General features: G+C 42.6%; 21 protein-coding genes. 9 read left to right on the top strand and 12 right to left on the bottom strand.

Translation table 11 applies throughout. The features are described from left to right. Nucleotides 1-1446: an adenylate/guanylate cyclase domain-containing protein gene (locus F890_RS08825; protein ID WP_004729820.1), complete on the top strand. Its 1446-nt coding sequence runs from the start codon at nt 1-3 to the stop codon at nt 1444-1446. 89 nt (nt 1447-1535) lie between these two features. Here the strand turns inward: F890_RS08825 and fdx are convergent, their stop codons facing one another. The 8 genes from fdx to F890_RS08785 form a co-directional block, all read right to left on the bottom strand. Further along, the gene (gene fdx / locus F890_RS08820) at nt 1536-1874 is read right to left on the bottom strand and encodes an ISC system 2Fe-2S type ferredoxin (protein WP_004279821.1); all 339 of its coding nucleotides are present in this window, start codon (nt 1872-1874) and stop codon (nt 1536-1538) included. Nucleotides 1875-1889: 15 nt separating this feature from the next. Further along, nucleotides 1890-3749 (bottom strand): Fe-S protein assembly chaperone HscA, encoded by a 1860-nt coding sequence (gene hscA, locus F890_RS08815; protein ID WP_004646762.1) that lies wholly within the window; start codon nt 3747-3749, stop codon nt 1890-1892. Between the two features lie 41 nt (nt 3750-3790). Beyond that, complete coding sequence (gene hscB, locus F890_RS08810; protein WP_004646764.1) at nt 3791-4306, bottom strand: Fe-S protein assembly co-chaperone HscB; 516 nt, start codon at nt 4304-4306, stop codon at nt 3791-3793. A 104-nt stretch (nt 4307-4410) separates the two neighbouring features. Then, nucleotides 4411-4731 carry an iron-sulfur cluster assembly protein IscA gene (iscA, locus tag F890_RS08805; RefSeq protein ID WP_004279817.1) on the bottom strand — a complete coding sequence of 107 codons (321 nt, stop codon included), beginning with the start codon at nt 4729-4731 and terminating at the stop codon, nt 4411-4413. A gap of 34 nt (nt 4732-4765) precedes the next feature. Further along, on the bottom strand, nt 4766-5152 hold the full coding sequence (gene iscU, locus F890_RS08800; RefSeq protein ID WP_004279815.1) for a Fe-S cluster assembly scaffold IscU: 387 nt from the start codon (nt 5150-5152) through the stop codon (nt 4766-4768). 104 nt (nt 5153-5256) lie between these two features. Continuing rightward, nucleotides 5257-6474, bottom strand: coding sequence for an IscS subfamily cysteine desulfurase (locus tag F890_RS08795; RefSeq protein WP_004279813.1), 1218 nt, complete (start codon nt 6472-6474; stop codon nt 5257-5259). A 1-nt stretch (nt 6475) separates the two neighbouring features. After that, nucleotides 6476-6949 carry an Rrf2 family transcriptional regulator gene (locus F890_RS08790; protein ID WP_004279811.1) on the bottom strand — a complete coding sequence of 158 codons (474 nt, stop codon included), beginning with the start codon at nt 6947-6949 and terminating at the stop codon, nt 6476-6478. 112 nt (nt 6950-7061) lie between these two features. Then, on the bottom strand, nt 7062-7712 hold the full coding sequence (locus F890_RS08785; RefSeq protein ID WP_004646765.1) for a hypothetical protein: 651 nt from the start codon (nt 7710-7712) through the stop codon (nt 7062-7064). Nucleotides 7713-7915: 203 nt separating this feature from the next. Between F890_RS08785 and F890_RS08780 the strand changes: the two genes are divergently transcribed. The 3 genes from F890_RS08780 to F890_RS08770 all read left to right on the top strand — a co-directional run bounded on the left by F890_RS08780 (nt 7916) and on the right by F890_RS08770 (nt 10820). After that, a complete protein-coding gene (locus F890_RS08780) occupies nt 7916-8389 on the top strand; it encodes a phasin family protein (RefSeq protein ID WP_004646766.1) in 474 nt (157 codons plus the stop codon). Nucleotides 8390-8551: 162 nt separating this feature from the next. Next, the gene (locus tag F890_RS08775) at nt 8552-8824 is read left to right on the top strand and encodes an HU family DNA-binding protein (RefSeq protein WP_004279807.1); all 273 of its coding nucleotides are present in this window, start codon (nt 8552-8554) and stop codon (nt 8822-8824) included. A gap of 130 nt (nt 8825-8954) precedes the next feature. Further along, a complete protein-coding gene (locus F890_RS08770; protein ID WP_004646769.1) occupies nt 8955-10820 on the top strand; it encodes a SurA N-terminal domain-containing protein in 1866 nt (621 codons plus the stop codon). 61 nt (nt 10821-10881) lie between these two features. On the opposite strand, the gene F890_RS08765 is transcribed toward F890_RS08770, so the two are convergent. Then, the gene (locus tag F890_RS08765) at nt 10882-11751 is read right to left on the bottom strand and encodes a DUF2797 domain-containing protein (protein WP_004646770.1); all 870 of its coding nucleotides are present in this window, start codon (nt 11749-11751) and stop codon (nt 10882-10884) included. Nucleotides 11752-11785: 34 nt separating this feature from the next. Between F890_RS08765 and F890_RS08760 the strand changes: the two genes are divergently transcribed. Continuing rightward, a complete protein-coding gene (locus tag F890_RS08760) occupies nt 11786-12256 on the top strand; it encodes a DUF6231 family protein (protein WP_004279801.1) in 471 nt (156 codons plus the stop codon). 105 nt (nt 12257-12361) lie between these two features. Then, the gene (locus tag F890_RS08755; RefSeq protein WP_004646772.1) at nt 12362-13033 is read left to right on the top strand and encodes a YidB family protein; all 672 of its coding nucleotides are present in this window, start codon (nt 12362-12364) and stop codon (nt 13031-13033) included. Between the two features lie 65 nt (nt 13034-13098). Here the strand turns inward: F890_RS08755 and F890_RS08750 are convergent, their stop codons facing one another. The 3 genes from F890_RS08750 to F890_RS08740 are packed head-to-tail and all read right to left on the bottom strand — an operon-like array spanning nt 13099 to nt 15060. Further along, on the bottom strand, nt 13099-13713 hold the full coding sequence (locus tag F890_RS08750) for an OB-fold-containig protein (RefSeq protein ID WP_004279798.1): 615 nt from the start codon (nt 13711-13713) through the stop codon (nt 13099-13101). Nucleotides 13714-13732: 19 nt separating this feature from the next. Further along, nucleotides 13733-14041 carry a Rieske (2Fe-2S) protein gene (locus F890_RS08745; protein WP_004279797.1) on the bottom strand — a complete coding sequence of 103 codons (309 nt, stop codon included), beginning with the start codon at nt 14039-14041 and terminating at the stop codon, nt 13733-13735. Nucleotides 14042-14055: 14 nt separating this feature from the next. Next, nucleotides 14056-15060, bottom strand: coding sequence for an adenosine kinase (locus F890_RS08740; RefSeq protein WP_004646774.1), 1005 nt, complete (start codon nt 15058-15060; stop codon nt 14056-14058). 276 nt (nt 15061-15336) lie between these two features. On the opposite strand from F890_RS08740, the gene F890_RS08735 reads away from it, so the two are divergent. The 3 genes from F890_RS08735 (at nt 15337) to F890_RS08725 (ending at nt 20055) form a co-directional block, all read left to right on the top strand. After that, the gene (locus F890_RS08735) at nt 15337-15789 is read left to right on the top strand and encodes a GNAT family N-acetyltransferase (RefSeq protein WP_004646775.1); all 453 of its coding nucleotides are present in this window, start codon (nt 15337-15339) and stop codon (nt 15787-15789) included. 165 nt (nt 15790-15954) lie between these two features. Continuing rightward, nucleotides 15955-18894, top strand: coding sequence for an insulinase family protein (locus F890_RS08730; RefSeq protein ID WP_004646776.1), 2940 nt, complete (start codon nt 15955-15957; stop codon nt 18892-18894). A gap of 21 nt (nt 18895-18915) precedes the next feature. Then, a complete protein-coding gene (locus F890_RS08725; RefSeq protein WP_004646777.1) occupies nt 18916-20055 on the top strand; it encodes a phospholipase A in 1140 nt (379 codons plus the stop codon). The last annotated feature ends 52 nt before the right edge of the window (nt 20056-20107 follow it).

The raw sequence follows: 20107 nt of genomic DNA, 5'->3' as shown, positions 1-20107 counted from the left end.
GTGCAATTAGACGACTGGATTCAAAAAGAACCCCATCAGTTTGAGTATTTCCATCGCATGATGGGATACATCATGCTGTCTGTGGTTCTGGTCGTCTTTCATTACACTGAACCAGATACCCAGTATCAGCTTTTTGTTCCATTTTTTTTGTTTCTGGTTTTGCTAATTACACCGAAACTATCTCGCTGGCTGATCTATCGTCATGATTATCACATCCGGCGTAATATTCTTTTCCTGATTGATGTCATTGTCATTTCGGTGGTTTTGGCGGCCGTGCATCTGGACTTGGTCTTGTCCTTGCTGGGTCTGGTCGCAGTGCTCTATACCGCGATCAGCAATAAAATTTCATTTATGATGGCATCTCTAGCCAGCCTGATCGGGATTACGCTTTTTTATCTGGCCAATATTCTGGTCTTTGGGTTTAATAATTATTTCGAACCGACCAGCAGTGAGTTGACCGTTTTAGGCTTTATCTGTCTGATTACCTATTTTGGTGTCGGAAGTTTTTATCAAAGTGGTCGTGTGCAATACATGACCCAGAAAAAAGACCATTATTTCGAACAGATGAACCGTTATATGGAATTTGCCAATCAGCTGAGTCGCTATGCGCCCGTGCAGTTATGGCAATCCATTATGAAAGGTGAATCTGAAGCCAAAATTGAATATAAACGTAAAAAGTTGACGATCTTTTTCTCTGATATTCAAGGCTTTACAGAGCTATCTGAAACTCTGATTCCAGATGATTTAGCATTCCTGTTGAATGACTATCTTCGGCATATGACCGAAATCGCTAAAAATTATGAAGCGACTGTCGATAAATTCATGGGTGATGCCATCCTGATTTTCTTTGGTGATCCGAACTCCGAAGGTGTGGAACAGGATGCTAAGAACTGTATGGAAATGGCATTGGCGATGCGTCAGCAAATGAAATTGCTGCGGGAACGCTGGATTAAAATGGGTTATCCGCCACTGCATATCCGCATGGGGATTTCAACCGGTTATTGCCACGTAGGGAATTATGGGGCTACGCATCGTATGGCTTATACCATTGTAGGACGTGATGCCAATCTGGCAGCGCGTTTGCAAAGTGCAGCGGAAGTCGATGAAATCCTGATTTCGGAAGATACTCATAATCTGATCAAAGATGATTATCTTTGTGCACCGAAAAAGCCGATATTCTTGAAAGGCATTAAAGCACATGTAAGAACCTGGCAGGTCATGGAAAAATATGCGTCTCAGAAAGTCGAGTATCAGCGCTGGTTCGATTATGAATATAAGGGCTTTCATTTATTGCTGAATCTGGATGAAGTGCAAAACTTTGAATATCCTGAGCTGATTCATGTACTAGAAAAAATGATTAAACGCATTGAAACTCAGCAGAAAATGACCAATTCACAAGGTATTGTCAAATTGAAGCTTGAGGATGAAGTAATTGAACACATTTAAAGTTCATGTAAATTTACTTTAATTGTTTCTTATAAAGAGAAAAAACCACGCATGAGCGTGGTTTTTTATTTTAGCCTGCAACGAAAATCTTAGTGATTTTCTGACGCATGGTTAATGGTGTATTTTGGAATTTCAATTTCCAGATCTTCATCGTCCAGTTTAACCTGACAAGAAAGACGTGAATCAGGTTCTAAACCCCAGGCACGATCGAGTAAGTCAGCTTCAACATCATCCATTTCTTCCAGGCTGTCAAAACCTTTGCGTACCACTACATGGCAGGTGGTACACGCTGCTGACATATCGCAAGCATGTTCGATTTTAATGCCATTTTTTAGCAGGCTTTCGCAAAGATTGGCATTTTGTTCGACTTCAAACTCAGCACCTTCGGGGCAAATCTGCGCATGTGGAAGAACTTTAATACGTGGCATAGTCGTTACCTTAAATTAGTTTGAGTTTGACCAGTCGTCGAGTTTAGTGCCCTTAAGAGCTGCATCAATATGTTGATTCATACGTGCTGCTGCAAAAGCATCACTATGTATTTTAAGCTGTTCAACGGCAGATTCAATCGCTTTGATATCTGAACCCTGAAGCTGAGTTTCAAGTTGTGCTTGCGCAGTTTGCAGTGCTGCAAGTTGATCTTCAGTCAACAGACCGGCATCCGCTTGGAGTGCCTGAACCAGTGCTTCCAGCTCACGCTGTGCTTCCACTTTGGTTTCATTCAAATGACGAAGATTCTTATCTTCTTCAGCGAACTTATAACCGTCTAGCAACAGACGTTCAGTATCTTCACCCGATAAACCATAAGATGGTTTGATATCGATTTGAGCCGTCACGCCAGAGGTGGTTTCTTTGGCAGATACAGTCAGCAAGCCATCTGCATCGACCTGGAACGTCACTTCAATACGTGCCTGACCGGCAGTCATTGGTGGAATGCCATGCAGGACAAAACGCCCTAAACTACGGCAATGCTCAACCAGATCACGTTCACCTTGAACCACATGAATCAACATGGCAGTCTGGCCATCTTGATAAGTCGTAAATTCCTGACGACGAGCGACTGGAATCGCAGTATTACGCGAAATTAATCGTTCAACCAGTCCGCCCATGGTTTCAAGACCAAGAGACAGAGGCGTCACGTCTAATAGTAATGAGCCATCAGTTGAGTTGCCAATCAATTGGTTCGCAGTAATTGATGCGCCAATCGCAACCACTTCATCCGGATTAATAGTGCATAGTGGTTCTTGATTGAATACTTCACGCACGGCTTTTTGTACTGCATAAGAACGGGTTGAGCCACCGACCAAAACGACATTTTGAATGTCATCCAGTTCAAGCTTGGCATCACGCATCACACGCTTACATACGCTGATGGTCTTATCCAAAGCAACTTTAATGATCTCTTCAAATGTCGGACGGTCAAGCGTCAATACCTGATCAAGCAATTTGAGTTGAACTGAATCTGCATCAGACAAAGCTTCTTTGGCTTTACGTGCTGCAACCACAAAATGTGCATATTCTGCATCATTCAAGGTGTCAATATTCAGTTGTTTCTTGGCCCATTTCAGGATCAAACGATCTAGGTCATCACCACCGAGGGCAGTGTGGCCACCGGTTGCCAGAACTTCAAACACACCTTGACTAAAACGCAGAATCGAAACGTCAAAGGTACCACCACCCAAGTCGTAGATCACATAGTTGCGATCTGTACTTAGATTGCTTTCCTGATCGAGACCATAAGCAACAGCAGCAGCGGTTGGCTCATTCAACAAACGTAAAACATTCAAGCCAGCAAGTTGAGCAGCATCACGGGTTGCCTGACGCTGTGCTTCATCAAAGTAGGCCGGAACAGTAATAACGGCACCATTGACCGGATTTTGCAGACTGGCTTCAGCGCGGTCTTTCAACTGCTTTAAAATTTCTGCAGAAATCTCAACCGGCGTCTTACGGCCTTGTGCGGTTTCAAAAGCCGGCATTTCATTCGCTTCACCAACCAACGCATAAGGATGCTGGAATTTGATGTCAGCTTTCGAGCGACCCATAAAACGTTTTACAGAAACGATGGTGTTTTTAGGGTCAGTAGTAATGAAAGGCGCAGCTTCATTGCCGTATTGAGTCTGTTGTTCTGCATAATGCACGATAGAAGGAAGTAGCACACGACCTTGTTCGTCATTAAGTACTTTGGCTTTACCTGAAAGAACCGTGGCAACCAAAGAGTGGGTGGTGCCTAAATCGATACCAATCGCAATGCGGTGTTCATGTGGTGCACTTGATTGACCTGGTTCTGCAATTTGCAAGAGAGCCATAGTGTTACATCCTTTGCACGTTAAATATTAAATACTAAAAATTAGAAATCATCATCAAGATCAAAGCTGTCATCGTCCAGGAAGCGGTCTTCCGCTTTGTCGATATCGGCCATGACTTTAACGAAGAAGCGTAGTTTGCGCACTGTATCGCGTGCTTCGGCCCAGTCTTCATCCGCATAATCAATTTTGAACTCGCGAACCAAGCCCTCAATCCATTGCTGGACTTCGACTTTCAGTGAAGTTAAATCTTCAGCAGAAGTTGCATCGTCAAGTTGTTCACGAATTTCCAGAGCGTCCTGCAAGAATTCAAAATCACTGATCGACTGATCTAAGTGATAATCCTGTTTCTTGAGAGACAGTAAATACGCTGCACGGCTATCGACCGCTGACAAGGTTTTAAATGCCTGATTGATATCACTTGATTTAATCAGAGCCTGATCTTTGTCTTCAGCTTTATCTGGGTGATATTGTTGCTGCAACTTTAAAAATTCAGTCTTTAAAGCCGCTAAATCAATATCGAGTGCTACAGGAAGGTTGAACAACTCAAAATGATTCATGGGAGATGGGATCCGCGATTAATGTGCAAAAGTAACTGTATAAATGCAATTAAAACAGTGTGAAACACACTGTTTTAATGTCAAAAAGAGAATAACTGCCGGGTTTATACAGTGAAGGATTCACCACAACCGCATTCGCCTTTTTTGTTGGGGTTGTTAAATTCGAAGCCTTCGTTCAAGCCGTTTTTAACATAGTCCATCTCCATACCTTCAAGATAAACCAGGCTTTTCGGGTCAACGAATACTTTAACCCCAAACTGCTCAAAGGCTTGGTCATGTGTATCGACTTCATCGACGAACTCGAGCACATAGGCCAGACCAGAACAGCCTGAAGTTTTCACACCAACGCGAATGCCTTCACCCTTACCGCGATTTTTTAAATAATTGCTGATATGAGTTGCAGCATTTTCAGTTAAATGGATCATGAAAACTCCGTTAAAATTTCAAAACGTGGAACAATTAAGCTTTAACTTTCTTGCTACGGTAGTCTTCTACAGCTGCTTTGATTGCATCTTCAGCAAGAACAGAGCAGTGTACTTTTACTGGTGGAAGTGCAAGTTCAGTTGCAATATCAATGTTCTTGATCGCTTGAGCTTGATCCAAAGTTTTACCTTTGAGCCATTCGGTCACAAGTGAACTTGATGCAATGGCAGAACCACAACCATAAGTTTTGAAACGTGCTTCTTCAATCACGCCTTCATCGTTTACCTGAATCTGTAAACGCATCACGTCACCACATGCTGGCGCACCAACCATACCAGTACCAACGTTTTCAGCATTTTTATCTAAAACGCCAACATTACGAGGGTTTTCGTAATGATCAATTACTTTTTCGCTATAAGCCATGTTGCTTCTCCAAACCTCGGGGTCAGCCTCAGTATTAAATATGGGGGTAAAAAAACTTTTCTCAATGAGATAGCAACGGATTTGTCACTATCTCAGAATGAAAATTAGTGCTCAGCCCACTCAACTTTAGAAAGGTCAATACCTTCCTTATACATATCCCAAAGCGGAGAAAGTTCACGTAACTTCTCAACAGCAGCTTTAGTGATAGTCAATACGTGATCGATATCTTCTTCAGTGGTGTATTTACCGAAGCTGAAGCGGATCGAACTGTGTGCAAGTTCGTCTGAAAGACCCAATGCACGAAGTACATAAGATGGTTCAAGTGTTGCAGATGTACATGCCGAACCTGAAGATACCGCAGCATCTTTCAATGCCATCATCAATGATTCGCCTTCAACGAAGTTGAAGCTAATATTCAGGTAGTTCGCTACGTTTTGTGTTGGATGGCCGTTCAGGAACACTTGTTCAAGACCTTGTAAACCATTCCACAGCTTGTCGCGAAGTACACGTAAACGAGTCTGTTCAGCTTCCAAGTTTTTGCCTGCAAGTTCAAACGCTTCACCCATACCTACAATCTGGTGAGTCGCAAGGGTACCTGAACGCATACCACGTTCATGGCCGCCACCATGCATTTCAGCTTTAAGGCGTACACGCGGGCTACGACGTACAAACAGTGCGCCAATACCTTTAGGGCCATAGATCTTATGCGCAGAGAAGCTCATCAAATCTACTTTTAAAGTTGAAAGATCAATTTCAACTTTACCCGCTGCCTGAGCTGCATCGACATGGAAGAAAATCTTGTTGGCGCGAGTGATTTCACCAATCGCTGCAACATCAGTCACAGTACCGATTTCATTGTTTACCATCATCAGGGAAACAAGAATTGTGTCTGGACGGATCGCTGCCTGTACCATTTCAGGCGTAATTAAACCGGTTTGAGGTTGAGGCTCAATATAGGTAATTTCAAAACCTTCAGACTCAAGCTCACGACAGGTATCTAAAACTGCCTTATGTTCGATTTTAGAGGTAACGATATGTTTACCTTTAGATGCATAGAAATGAGCCACACCTTTAAGCGCAAGGTTGTCTGACTCGGTTGCACCTGAAGTCCATACGATTTCACGTGGATCAGCTTTAATTAAATTCGCAACTTGTTCACGTGCATATTCAACTTTTTCTTCTGCTTGCCAACCATACGCGTGTGAACGAGATGCCGCATTACCAAAGGTACCATCGAATGTTAAGCATTCCATCATACGTTCAGCAACCTGAGGATCTACAGGAGTTGTAGCTGCATAATCAAGATAAATCGGACGTTTCATGTCAAATACCTGTAACCGATAAAAGGGCTGAATCTAAAGGTGCTGATTTTTGGCGTAATGACACAGTCTGGACGTTGTCACGTGCAACCAGATCAGCAAGCGAGATTTTTTCTAAATAATCGGCGATGTGATGGGAGAGTTCCTGCCATAAATCATGAGTCAAGCACATCGCGCCATTCTGGCAATTGCCTTTATGGTCACAGCGAGTCGCATCAACTGTTTCGTTTACAGCTTCAATAATTGCTAACACAGTAATTTCATCTGCATTACGTGCTAAATGGTAACCACCATTTGCGCCACGAACACTAGAAACTAAACCATGACGCTTGAGCTTCGCAAATAACTGCTCAAGATAAGCAACAGAAATAGTTTGACGTGCTGCAATTTCAGCGAGCGTTATCGTTTTTTCAGAAGGCTGCAAAGCTAGATCAAGTAGAGCAGTCACAGCGTAGCGACCGCGAGTGGTTAGGCGCATGATTCGATACACATGGTTAGACTAGATGTGTAGATTTTATGAATCCCGACTAAATTAGTCAAGTTATTTTTAGTAGACCTTAGTGGGATTTAATTTTTGGAGAATGAAAGATTTACATGCTCAGCCAATTATACACTAATAACATAATCAAAAGTACGCTGCTCAGGCCAAAAATGATATTAATACGCTTTTGACGGCGTTCGATCCGTTTCAGGCGGTTTTTATACTGTTTGACTTCCACTTGCAGGGTATTGATCTTGGAGCGCTGTTCTTCAATTTTCTTTAAAAGCGGTGCAATACGCTTTTTAGAAGCAATAATTTCCGCTTCATCCGTCGGCGCATCAGACAGCCAGTGTTTCCAGTCGGCTAGTACTTTTGGCAAGCTGAATACGGTTAACAGATCACGAAACTCATCTTTTAAAACCTGATTGCCATCAATGCGCATGCTGCGAATGCTACGACGATTGCCAAAAATGAAAATTTTAATCAGATCGGGAAGTGTAGTGCGCACATCCAGGTCGACAATGCGGCCCGGTGCTTTGTGGTCAAATAATAGTCCATTGGGGGTGAATTGCACATAAAAGTCGAAATATGGAATATAGCTATTGATTTTAATCGAGATGTTTTTATCTACAAACTTTTTGGCCTGTAATGCAACGACACGATCATGCTTGAGAATGAAAGTAAATATTGTCTCTAAAACAATTAACGTCATCGTAAGCAACAAATGCGGTTGATTTTGACTTTGTTGCGATTCGCTCATATACAACCAATCCTTACCTGAAATATAAAGTGAAAAAGCTTCCTGCTTGTGAAGAGATTTCAGGGTTAAATCAAATTAGACTTGAAATAAATTGCTTTGTAGAACAGTTTATCAAATCTATCAAGTACTAAATTTGCTATTATGCAGTGGTTTTGTAGAATAATTTATAATAATTGCGCAGAAAACAAACAGGAGCCGTGCACATGGACAAGTCAAAAACAGCACAAGACTCAGCTGAAGCTTCGAATGAGAAAATGCTGAAACCCAAGTCTAAATCTGCCTCGGAGCGCAAATCGGTTCTTGATTTTCGTAAATACACCAAACAGATCTGGTTGGCTGGACTTGGGGCATTTTCACGTGCAGAAGAGGAAGGCAATAAACTGTTTGACTCGCTGGTCAAGGTCGGGGAAGAACTTGAATCTAAAACTGCAGATATTGCCGATCAAACTGTAGAGAAGGTTTCAGAAAAAGCCAAAGAGTCGGTCACAGACACCAAAGACAAAGTGGAAAAATTAATCGACAACTCTGTTCATCACTCATTGAATCGTATAGGATTAGTCACACTGAAGGATGTACAGTATTTGGAACGTTTAATTCTCCAGTTGCATGCCAAGGTTGATCAGTTGACTGCGGAACAAGAAAAAATGAAAGAAGAATTGCCGAAAAAACTTAAATAAAATGACTTTATTTATTATTCAATGTTTTTTTCGCATATTTTTTGAAAAAAAAGAGGTTCTTAAGTATTGCGTTTATACCTAAAGCATTGCTATAAAGGCGTTATGGCATGTTAAACCAATTCTTGAACCTTAAATAAACGATATTAAGAGGACGTAATCTTCATGAATAAATCAGAATTAATTGATGCAATTGCAGAAAAAGGGGGATTATCTAAGGCTGACGCAGGTAAAGCTTTAGATGCTACAATTGCTTCTGTTACTGAAGCTTTAAAATCGGGTGATACAGTAACTTTAGTGGGTTTTGGTACTTTCGGTGTGAAAGAACGCGCTGCACGTACTGGCCGTAACCCACAAACTGGTGCTACTCTTGAGATCAAAGCAAGCAAAGTACCTAGCTTCAAAGCAGGTAAAGGCTTAAAAGACGCTGTAGCTTAAGCTTACCCAGCGACGAAACGCGCCTTCTTTGGCGCGTTTTTTATTGATAAATTTAATTGTGATGATTAACACATTCATTCAATGGGTATTTTCGGTTAAAATCCTTTGCAAATAAAATATTGGAATACTTATGGAAGCTTTTCGTAAAGTTATTAAGGGTTGGTTGGGCAAAGTCTTGCTCGTTCTGTTTTTGACCCCGTTAGCACTTGTAGGTATTGAAGGATATTTTAGCAGCGGAAACTCTGATGCGGCAAAATCAGTGAACGGGACTGAAATATCTCAAAAAGAATTAGAGTCACTGACCAAATCATTTAAAGAACAATATCTCAGTTATGCCAATGGGGATGAAACTTTACTGAATCAAAGCTTCATTGACCAGAAAGCCATGGATACTCTGGTTGCACGTACTTTATTGCTGCAACAGGCTGAAGAATTAGGGATCAGTCTGAGTGACCAGCAAATTGAACAGATGATTGCTCAGCAGCCTACTTTCCAGCAAGATGGCAAGTTCTCGAATGCTTTATATGAAAATTATCTAAAATCAATTGGCATGACCAATCGCGCTTTGATTGAAAGTTTACGTAAAGATCATGCGCTGAAGATGCTGTCATCGACTTTCCTGGATTATCCACTGGTAAGCCCAGTCGAAATGCAGCAGATTGCCGATTTACAAACTGAACAACGTCATATTCATATTTCCAGCATTAATCTGGACAGCTATAAAAAAGATGTCAAAGTGACGGATGCAGATATTGCTGCTTATTATGAAAAACACAAAACGCTATTTAAACAGCCGACCAGTGTAGATGTCGACTATGTGGTGTTAAAGCCAAGCGATATTCAGGTGGAGAGTTTAGCGGTTACAGAGGCTGAGCTTCAGGAAGCCTATACCGCCTTTGTTGCAACACAAAAACAGACAGTTAAACCAGATGTGAAGCATATTTTAATTACGGCGGACAGTCGTAGTGATGCTGAAGCAAAAAAACTGGCGACCGATATTGCAGCCAAAATTAAAGCCGGTACTACTTTTGCTCAGGCAGCAGCACAATATTCTGAAGACCCTGAATCTAAGTCTAAAGGTGGCGCGCTTGCCGTTTATGAAGAAGGTGTATTTGGTACTGCATTTGATCAGACGGTTAGTTCTTTAAAATCGGGTCAGGTGTCTGCACCAGTGAAAACAGATTATGGTTACCACATCATTTCTGTGCAAACGCCAGATGTTGCAGTTCCTTCTTTTGAATCACAAAAAGCACGTTTGTCTGAAGAAGCCTTGGCTGCTAAAAAATCCAATGCATTCTCTGATACGGTCAATACGCTAAATGATATGGTGGTAGGAAGTGATTCTCTGGATGTCGTTACACAGGAAGTTAAAGGTGTACAAGTCCAGAAAGCCCAAGGTGTAACACTTTCGACCCGTGATCCTGTGCTGAGCGATGCTAACCTCAAAGTCAAATTGTTTAATGACGATGTTAAAAATGGTGATCGTAATGCTTCATCAAGCATTCAGTTAGCCAATGGTGATGTAGCCTGGATAAAGGTGCGTAATTATCATGCAGCCGGCGAACAAACATTGGCAGAAGCAAAACCCCGTGTTAAGGCTCAGTTGATTGAAGACAAGGCAGCTGCTTTGGCAAAAGCAAAAATTCAGAAAGCTTTGGATGAGTTCAAAACCAAACCGGCTGCAGCAGTGGCGAAAGGTGATTTGATCTTTGAAGATGCTGGCGTTTACACACGTGCTGAAGGTTTACTAAAACGTGATGTACAGCGTGCGGCCTTTAGTCTGCCGACACCAAAAGCAGGCCATTGGTCAGTGACCACAGCGAAAATGCCGAATGAACTGGTTGTGGTTGCGGTATCAGAAGTGAAGAAAAATCCGGTGGATGTATTAAGTGCAGAACAGCGTAGTGAGTTGGTGAAGTTATATCAGCAACTTCGTGGTCAGCAGGAATTTGATGACTATACGCGTTACCTGAAATCTCAGGCAAAAATCAAATAAAATTGTTGTATAAAAAAACCAGCCTGCGGGCTGGTTTTTTGTTTTCTAGGCAAATAATGGTTTAAGCACGAATAATCAGTTGATAACCGGTATATTTGCGCATATTAATCACGCCAGTATCCAGAATTAAATACTGGCCCTTGATGCCTTGTAATTTGCCACGAATCACAGGAGTTTTATCCAGATTATGCGATTTAATCTTTTCCGGATATTGTTCTACCGGATAAATAAACTCTCGTGCGAATTCATCTTCCAATACTTCAATATTTTCATTAAATTCTAGATTCTGATTAAATTCTTCGCGAATGCTTTGAATTTTAGGCGCAAATTCTTCCAGCAGTTGTTCACGCACTTCAATCAGGTTCAATGGTTCTGCTTCACCTTTCAGTAGCTTGCGCCAGTCAGTTTTATCAGCAACCTGCGTACCAAACATGACCTCAAGCTTTCCGGAAAGACGACGTGAGCCCACTTTCATAATCGGCAGGGCTTGGGAGGCACCCTGATCAAGCCAGCGAGTCGGCATTTGGCTGGTACGGGTAATGCCGACCTTTAATGCACTGGAATTGGCCAGATAGACAATATGTGGTTGGAAGCAGACATTCTGTGCAAATTCATCTTCGCGGCAAGTGCCCAAATGATAATGGCACGTCTCTGGCTTCATGATGCACATATCACATGAAGCATTGGTTTTAAAACATTTAAAACAGTGACCTTGCGAAAATGATTTGGAAGTTTTGTTGCCACAAGACACGCAGTAAATATTACCGGTCCATTCAATCTCGATTTCTTGGCCTAAATTAAACGGAAGATCAATTTCTGCACGATCTAAAATTAATTTATATTCAACATTTGCCCGCTGTATCTGTTGATCAGTTACACTAAGGTCCTTGAGGCCGACGTGCATTTTATGACAAATGCCCTGAAGTTCCATAAAAATTACTCACTTAAATCATAAGGATGCAGTTATGGCTGAGCAGAATGTCATTACTTCAATGCTAGACGATTTCGCACAGGAACAGCCAATTCATACTGCTATTTGTATTGGGCAGGACTTGAGCCAAGTCCAGTTTCAGCCAGCTATTCAATGGTCCTATTTTAGCGTATCTGACTTTTTAAATCTGCCTTTTCAGCAACGTTATGACTTGGCTGTGGTGATGCTGGATACTGCAGAAACAGAACATTTGTCTGAACAGATCATGAGTCAAATTCTGGTGAAATTACGTGATTTGTTTGCCAAACGGCTAGTGGTGATCAGCCGGCTGCAAAATGAAAAGTTATTGAGAGCTTTAGGATTTACCCAGCTGATTGACAAGACCACACATGAGGCCGATTTTGCGCTGTGGCAGTTTAATATTTTAACCTATAAGCACGTGCCAGACTGGTTTAACTCCAAATTTTGGGCTAATCCGGAAAACTGGGATAAATTTCGCTGGTAAACCGAAAACCTGCTTAACCAAGATTGCAAATATTAACACAATCTTGCCTAGACAATATGAGGGCAGGCCGTATTCTGTAATTAAGATGCACATAGGATATAGGACATGACAAACCTGAGTAGTATTGTGGAAATATTAGCAAAGCAGGCATTGGGTGGTGGGCAGTCGCAGCAAAAGTCCTCACAACAAGGTGGCTTGGCAGATATCCTGGGGTCTGTGCTAGGGCATTTAAACCAGTCAAATTCTCAGCAAAATCAAAATACTCAAAACCAGCAAAATCAAACCGGCCAGCAGACTCGACAAAATGGTCTGGGGGCAATTTTAGGTTCAGTAATAAGTCAGTTCGGTGGTAGTGGTACTCAAGGTACTGCTCAGCCTCGTTCAGGATTGGGTGGTTCTACTGGTAAAACCTTATTGATTGCAGTACTGCCTTTAGTGCTGGCCTGGATTCAAAAACAGGGCGGTTTACAGGGTGCATTAGACAAGCTAAAAGGACAGGGGCTCAATAGCCAGGTCGATGATTGGGTGTCGACCGGCCCCGGTGAAAATGCCAATGTCGATCCGCAGCAGGTGCAAAACCTGTTTGATGATCAGGAAGTTGAAGCAGTTGCACAACAAACCCATGCACCGAAGCAGGATGTGTATAGTGCGATTTCACAGGTCTTGCCGCAGATTATTGATTCGCTTACTCCACAAGGTGAGCAAACCAGCAAGCAGGAAGCCAATAATGATATTCAAAATGTATTGAATATGGTTTCAGGACTTCTTAAAAAATAAATATAGACATTAAAAAATCCCGATATCTGTCGGGATTTTTTAATAACTATCAAATGATTTAGAATTTAATCTAGATTCATGCTGAACAGCTGATTAGATTTACAAATTTTCTTGGCAACATAATGAGATTTTCTCATGCGAATCAGGATAATCTGCGACTGAAAACCGAGTTCACCAAACTCAGGTTCTACCTGTACATAATGCAGTTGCCCATACTCATCTCGCACCCGCGCTTGAGCAGAAAAACCGGGTCGGGCATTGCCACTGGAAATTGTCGCCAAACGGCCAAGTAAATTGACATTGTTCTTTTTATATTTAGGTGGAATGACCTGATCCAGACAGTGAATCATAAAAATAGTAAAAAAAGTCGCAATGATTAAAGCCGGAATAATCAGGTAATAAGCAGGCAGAAATTTAAATTCCTGAGAATAGATCAGGAACTGTAAAACATAGCCGGCAAAACTAAAATTCATCAGGAAGAAAAACACAATCAAGGTTTTGGAGAATTTGACGTTTAGTAGATCCATCTGCTGAAAGTCATAAGGTGAAATTTTTTGCAGAAACTTGCTGGGTCTGAGTCCAAAATAGAAACCAATGGTTTTCACCACACCGAACAGAATAATCGCCAATAAACTCAGATGAAAAGGCATCAGGTTATAGTCTAGAAAAAATGCAGGCATGGTGAAGTCCGTTTTAGTCTTATTCTGAGAGGTAAATTCCACCATCAGAATGCACGGTAATCTCTACTTTTTCAAGTGCTTGACCTTGGCAAGGCCCAGAAATGCATTCACCGCTTTCTACCAGAAACAAGGCGCCATGCGTGGAGCATTCAATAAATTCCTGATCGCGATCCAGAAACTGGTTTTCCAGAAATTCCAGTTCGACCTGCAAATGCGGACACAGGTTTTGATAGGCATAGAAGGCACCGTCACGCTGTGTGATAAAGATATTATCTCCATCGGGAAGCTCAAAAGAGCGTGCTTCGCGTTCTGGAACGTCTTCGGTCATGCAAATTTTAAACATTAAGCACATTCCTTTTGAAAGTCTTGTAATAATGCCGCATAGTCTTCAACTGCCAGGCGTGGACCAAATTGTGAAACCACCTGGCTCGAAATGAGAATCGCCAGTTCAGCCGCAGCTTGAAGACCCAAATTAGCATTCAATCCGTACAGGAAAGCCCCGGCAAAAGCATCACCGGCACCGTTGGCATCTACTGCAGGCACTTTACGGCCAGGAACAGTAAATGTATTTTGATAATCCGAAATCAGTGCGCCTTCAGCTGACAATGTAATGACAACGTGCTGACTGATTGTTTTTAATTTAAGCAGGGCTGCCTCAAGATTATCTGTTTCTGTATACATCAGCGCTTCTTGCTGGTTACATAACAGCAAGTCTACACCATCTGCAATCATTTCATCCAAACCGGCACGCGCGTATTGCACCATGGCAGGATCAGATAAAGTTAGGGCAATTTTAACGCCATTGGCACGGGCAATATCACGTGCTTGTTGTACCGCATGACGTGCTGTGTCAGAAGTTGATAAATAACCTTCGAGATATAGCCATTTCGCGCTATTTAGTGCGCTGAAATCAATTTGTTGATCAGTCAGTTCGGCCGTAATACCCAGATAGGTATGCATGGTACGTTCAGAATCAGGGCTGACCAGAACCATACATGTCCCTGTTACGCCTTCACTGATCGATTGGGTGGTGGTCTTAATACCTGCATCATTCAAACCCTTCAGGTAGATGTGCCCCAGTTCGTCATTTCCGACACGACAGCCATAAAATGCAGAACCACCGAGCGCAGAAAATGCCACGGTAGTGTTGGCTGCTGAACCGCCTGAAGCCTGACCCTTATACACTTGAGTCGCTTGAAGATTTTGATAAAGAGTGGCCTGAGTCTCACCATCTGCAAGTTGCATGGTGCCTTTTTGCAAGTGATGTGCAGTTAAAAAGTCATCAGAAACTTTAAATTCTTGGTCAATCAGCGCATTACCAATCGCAAAAAGATCAACAGTTGCCATGTTCAAATATCACATTAAAAATGAAAGTCCTAAGTTTACACGATTGCTTGGGATTGCTGTAGTTTGCTGAATCATTTTCAAATATTTTTCAAAAATGCTGTATTTTGTTCAGCAGCTATCTTTGGTCTAAAAACTGACTTATTTTTGTGCACTGGTGTGCTGCAGCATTGATTTAAGGATCACATTTTATTTATAAAGAGATATCGCTCCTGGCATGATACTTTAAGTCGCTTGGCAACAGTGATTCTTCACAACAATTTCAAATAGTGTGCGTATATGAATATTAAAATTGTAACAGCCGAACAACTCCCGGATCAGATCGAAACACTGGCAACTCTGGCACGTAAAGAAGGCTATAATTTGGTAGATAAGTTAATAGAAGAATATCGCACCGGGAAAAACTGCTTTAGCCACGCCAATGAATATTTGGTGGTGGCGCATGATGGCAAGAAACTGGTTGGCTGTGGTGGCTTAAACCAGCAATGGGGAGATAACGGCATTGAAGACCGCATTGGTCGTGTACGCCGTTTTTATGTGCATCCGAAATATCGTCAGCATGGCGTAGGCAAACAGCTTTTGGCTTACCTAGAGCAATTGGCACGTCCGCATTATTCGGCTTTATGCTTACAAACAGATACCCGACTGGCCGCCAGTTTTTATCAAAAGCAGAATTATGTATTTGTAGAAAATAATCCAAGCTATAACTATTTTAAATATCTGATTTCTTAAGCTTGTAAATACTCATCTAGATGCAGGAAGTAAATTTGATGATTTAATTTTCAAATGATCAAGTTTACTTAATTCGATCAAAATCCTCGGTTTTCAACGTGAATAATTCAAACAACTAAAGCTATAATGCGCTTAGTTATTTTAATTAAAGCATTAGGAGATCGCATGACTGTAGATGTCACTGAAACCATTTCTCAAACTGTACATCCTGCGTTTCAGTTGGTACGTCAACAACATGTTGAAGCTTTAGACATTTTCGTGTCTGAATATAAACATAAAGTGACTGGCGCCACGCATTATCATCTGGCGACCAATCACGACGAAAATGTCTTTCTGGTGGCGTTTCGTACCCAGCCGATGGATTCTAAAGGCGAAGCCCATATTCTGGAACATACTGCGCTGTGTGGTTCAGAAAAATTCCCGGTGCGTGATCCATTCTTCCTGATGATTCGCCGTTCATTGAATACTTTCATGAATGCCTTTACTGCGGCTGACTGGACTGCGTATCCATTTGCGACCCAAAATAGTAAAGATTTCCAGAACCTGCTCGAAGTGTATATGGATGCAGCATTTGCTGCGAACCTGAATCCATTGGATTTTGCCCAGGAAGGCATTCGCATTGAGCTGGAAAATGGCGAGCCTGTCTATAAAGGCGTAGTTTTTAATGAAATGAAAGGTGCGATGAGTTCGCCTTCAGACCAGCTGTATCACACGCTGGCGCATCATTTATATCCGCATACCACCTATCATTATAATTCTGGTGGTGATCCTAAAGATATTCCTGACCTGACTTACCAAGAGTTAGTAGATTTCTATAAGTCACATTACCATCCAAGTAATGCAGTCTTCATGACCTTTGGCAATAAAACAGCATTTGAATTGCAAGAGCAGTTTGAACATCTGGCATTATCCAAATTTGAAAAAGGTCAGACGCTGTATCCAACACCTGAAACCCGTTTGACTGCACCATTGACGGTTACCGACAGCTATGCGGTCGATGCCGAAGATCTACAGGACAAGACCTATCATGTGCTGTCATGGTTATTGCCGGAAGCTAGTGACATTAAACTGCGTTTGGGCATGCGTTTAGTTGAAGGGATTCTGCTTGAAGATTCAGCATCACCACTGCGTCATTATCTGGAAACGTGTGGTTATGCAGATGCAACAGGTCCATTCATGGGCGTGGATGATTCTAATTTTGAAATGACTTTCTACTGTGCGGTGCAGGGTTCAAATCCTGAACATGCAGAAGAATTTAAAAATGGTGTGTTTAAGGTTCTAGAAGATGTTGCCTCTAAACCGGTTGATCAGAACATGGTCGATGCGATCCTGCATCAAATTGAATTGCATCAGCGTGAAATCAATGGTGATGGTACGCCGTATGGTTTGAGCCTGATTCTGAGCGGTCTGGGCAGCGCGATTCATCACCGTGATCCGGTTGAAGTTTGGGATGTGGATTCTGCGATTGCCGCAGTTAAGGAAGAGCTGCAAGATCCGATGTGGCTTTCCAATCTGATCAAAGAGCATCTGCTGGATAACCCACATCGTGTCCAACTGACACTGGTTCCCGATGCGACCAAATCTGCCAAAGAAGCGGCTGATGAAAAAGCGCGTCTAGCCGAAATTGGAAAGAATCTGACTGAAGAACAAAAAGCTGAAATTATTGCCCAGACTGAAGCATTGAATGTTCGTCAGGACACGCCGGATGACTTGAACTTATTGCCGAAAGTCGGTCTGGAAGATGTCCCTGCGGAATTGCAAATTGTTCAAGGCCAGTTGCGTGAGATTATCTGTAACCGTGTTGATACGCCGTTGAACCTGTATCATGCCGGCACCAATGGGATTTATTATCAACAGGTTCTGGTCAATATTCCGGATGAAGTGGTGCAGTCGCCTTACTTTAACCTGCTGTCGATCCTGATGGGTGAAGTTGGTGCGGGTGAGTATGATTATCTTGAGTTCCAGCAACTGCAAACAGCGGTAAGTGGCGGTCTGGGCATGGGCGCATCTTTGCGTTCTAAAGTCGATGACAAAAACAAAATTACTGCCTGGTTGACGTTGACCACCAAATCTTTGGTGAATCATCTGGATGCAATTCGTCTGTTAAAGATCGGTTTTGAACAGCTTCGTTTTGATGAGAAAGACCGTATTGTTGAACTGTTACAACAGCGTAAAACGCGCTGGCAGTCACGTATTTCTGGTTCTGGACATAGCTATGCAATGCAAACGGCTTCACGTCAGCATAGTGCATTGGCTTTGCGTGATTATCACAATACCGGTTTGGGTGCATTGAACTGGCTGATCGAGCTGGTGTCTAAGATCGAAAAAGATCCGGCTGAATATGATCTGCTGATTGATGAATTAAAACGGATTCATCGGGTCTTGTTGCAAGCACCAAAGCAATTCCTGTTAGTCTGTGAAGAGCCGCAGTCTGAGCATCTGATCGAAGAAATTCAGAATGTCTGGGACAAACTTGCTGTTGATCCAGCACCGGTTGCATTGACTCAAGTCGAAAAAGTAACCCATGATCAGCACGAAGCCTGGTTGATTCAAGCCAATGTCCAATTCTGTGCGGCTGCTTATCCGGCAGTTGAAGTCTCACACCCTGATGCTGCTGCCTTGATGGTACTAGCGGGTTATTTGCGTAATGGCTTCCTGCACAGCGCCATTCGTGAAAAAGGCGGTGCCTATGGTGGTGGTGCGAGCTATGACGGCAATGCCTGTTCGTTCCGTTTCTACAGCTACCGTGACCCACGTCTGGCAGAAACCTTCCAGGATTTTGATGCGAGTATTCAGTGGTTACTCAATGCACCACAACAGCCGCATCAACTGGAAGAAGCCATTCTGGGGCTGATTGCCAGTATGGATAAACCAGGCTCACCGGCAGGCGAAGCCATTACTGCATGTTATTCCTACTTGCATCAACGTACGCCAGCGTTCCGTAAAAAATTACGTGAACGTTTATTGAATGTCACACTGGATGATTTGCAGCGTGTTGCACAGACCTATCTGGTCGAGCAGCAGGCGACGAAAGCCGTTGTGGCACCAGTGGCAAAACGTGAAATGCTGGAGCAGCTTGGTTTTGTAATTCAACAAGTTCTATAAATAAAAAAAAGAGGATAAGGGATGGCGCTTAATTCGTTTAAGCGCTCAACTCTACAGCTGAGCGTGTTGCTGGGCTGTGCAGTTGGGACGCAAGTGAATGCGGAAGAAACAGTAGTCAACAGTCCCACGCCGGCAACGGCTGAAGCCTGTGCTGCACTGGAAATTAGTGCAGAGCGTCTGGCCTGTTATGATACTTTATTTAAAATTCCGGTTACTGATAAGCCTGCAATCGTTTCTGAACGTCGTGCAGCAGCAGAAATTGCGCCTGAACCCGACAATTTAAAAGCGAAAATTGGTCAGACTGTTTCCAATATTTACGCTTCTGAAGGATCAAAGCTGACGCCGAATCTGTCTTTGCTGGATAGCCGCTGGGAACTCTCTCCGGAAAGTAAATTAGGCACCTGGAACATTCGTTCTTATCAGCCGGTGTATTTGATGCCAGGTTTCTGGACATCAAACAAGAATGAATTACCCGAGAGTGAAAATCCCAACAATATAGAGACAGAGAAACAGAATCTCACCTCAACTGAAGCTAAGTTTCAACTGTCTTTAAAGACCAAGGCGGTTGAAAATATCTTGGGAGATAATGGCGATCTCTGGCTTGGTTATACTCAGTCTTCGCGTTGGCAGGTGTATAACTCGGAAGAATCACGTCCGTTTCGTGAGACCAACTATGAACCCGAAGCCAGTTTGATTTTCCGTACCAATTATGATCTTTTGGGTCTGAATTGGCGTATGTTGGGATTGACCATCAATCATCAGTCCAATGGTCGTTCTGATCCGTTATCACGTAGCTGGAATCGGGTGATGCTGAATCTTGGTTTTGAAAAAGACAATTTTGCCTTGATGGTTCGTCCTTGGTATCGCTTTGAAGAGAAGCGAGAAGACGATAACAATCCAGAGATCAAGAACTATATTGGCCGTGGAGACATGACCGCATTTTATCGTTATAAGGAGCATGATTTTTCATTGATGCTACGACATACCTTAAAAGGTGGAGATGAAAACCGTGGAGCGGTACAGTTCGACTGGTCATTCCCGATCAGTGGGCGTTTGCGTGGCCAATTCCAGCTTTTTGATGGTTACGGAGAAAGCCTGATTGATTATAACCATCGTGCCACGTATGTCGGTTTAGGTGTTTCCTTGATGAACTGGTTCTAGGATTCCAACTTTAAACATCTTGGAATGAAAATAAAAAACCATGCCGCTGCAT

Origin of the sequence: Acinetobacter sp. CIP 64.7 (assembly GCF_000369745.1) — a bacterium.
Taxonomy (GTDB): domain Bacteria; phylum Pseudomonadota; class Gammaproteobacteria; order Pseudomonadales; family Moraxellaceae; genus Acinetobacter; species Acinetobacter fasciculus.
This window is presented reverse-complemented; position numbering and strand designations above follow the sequence as displayed.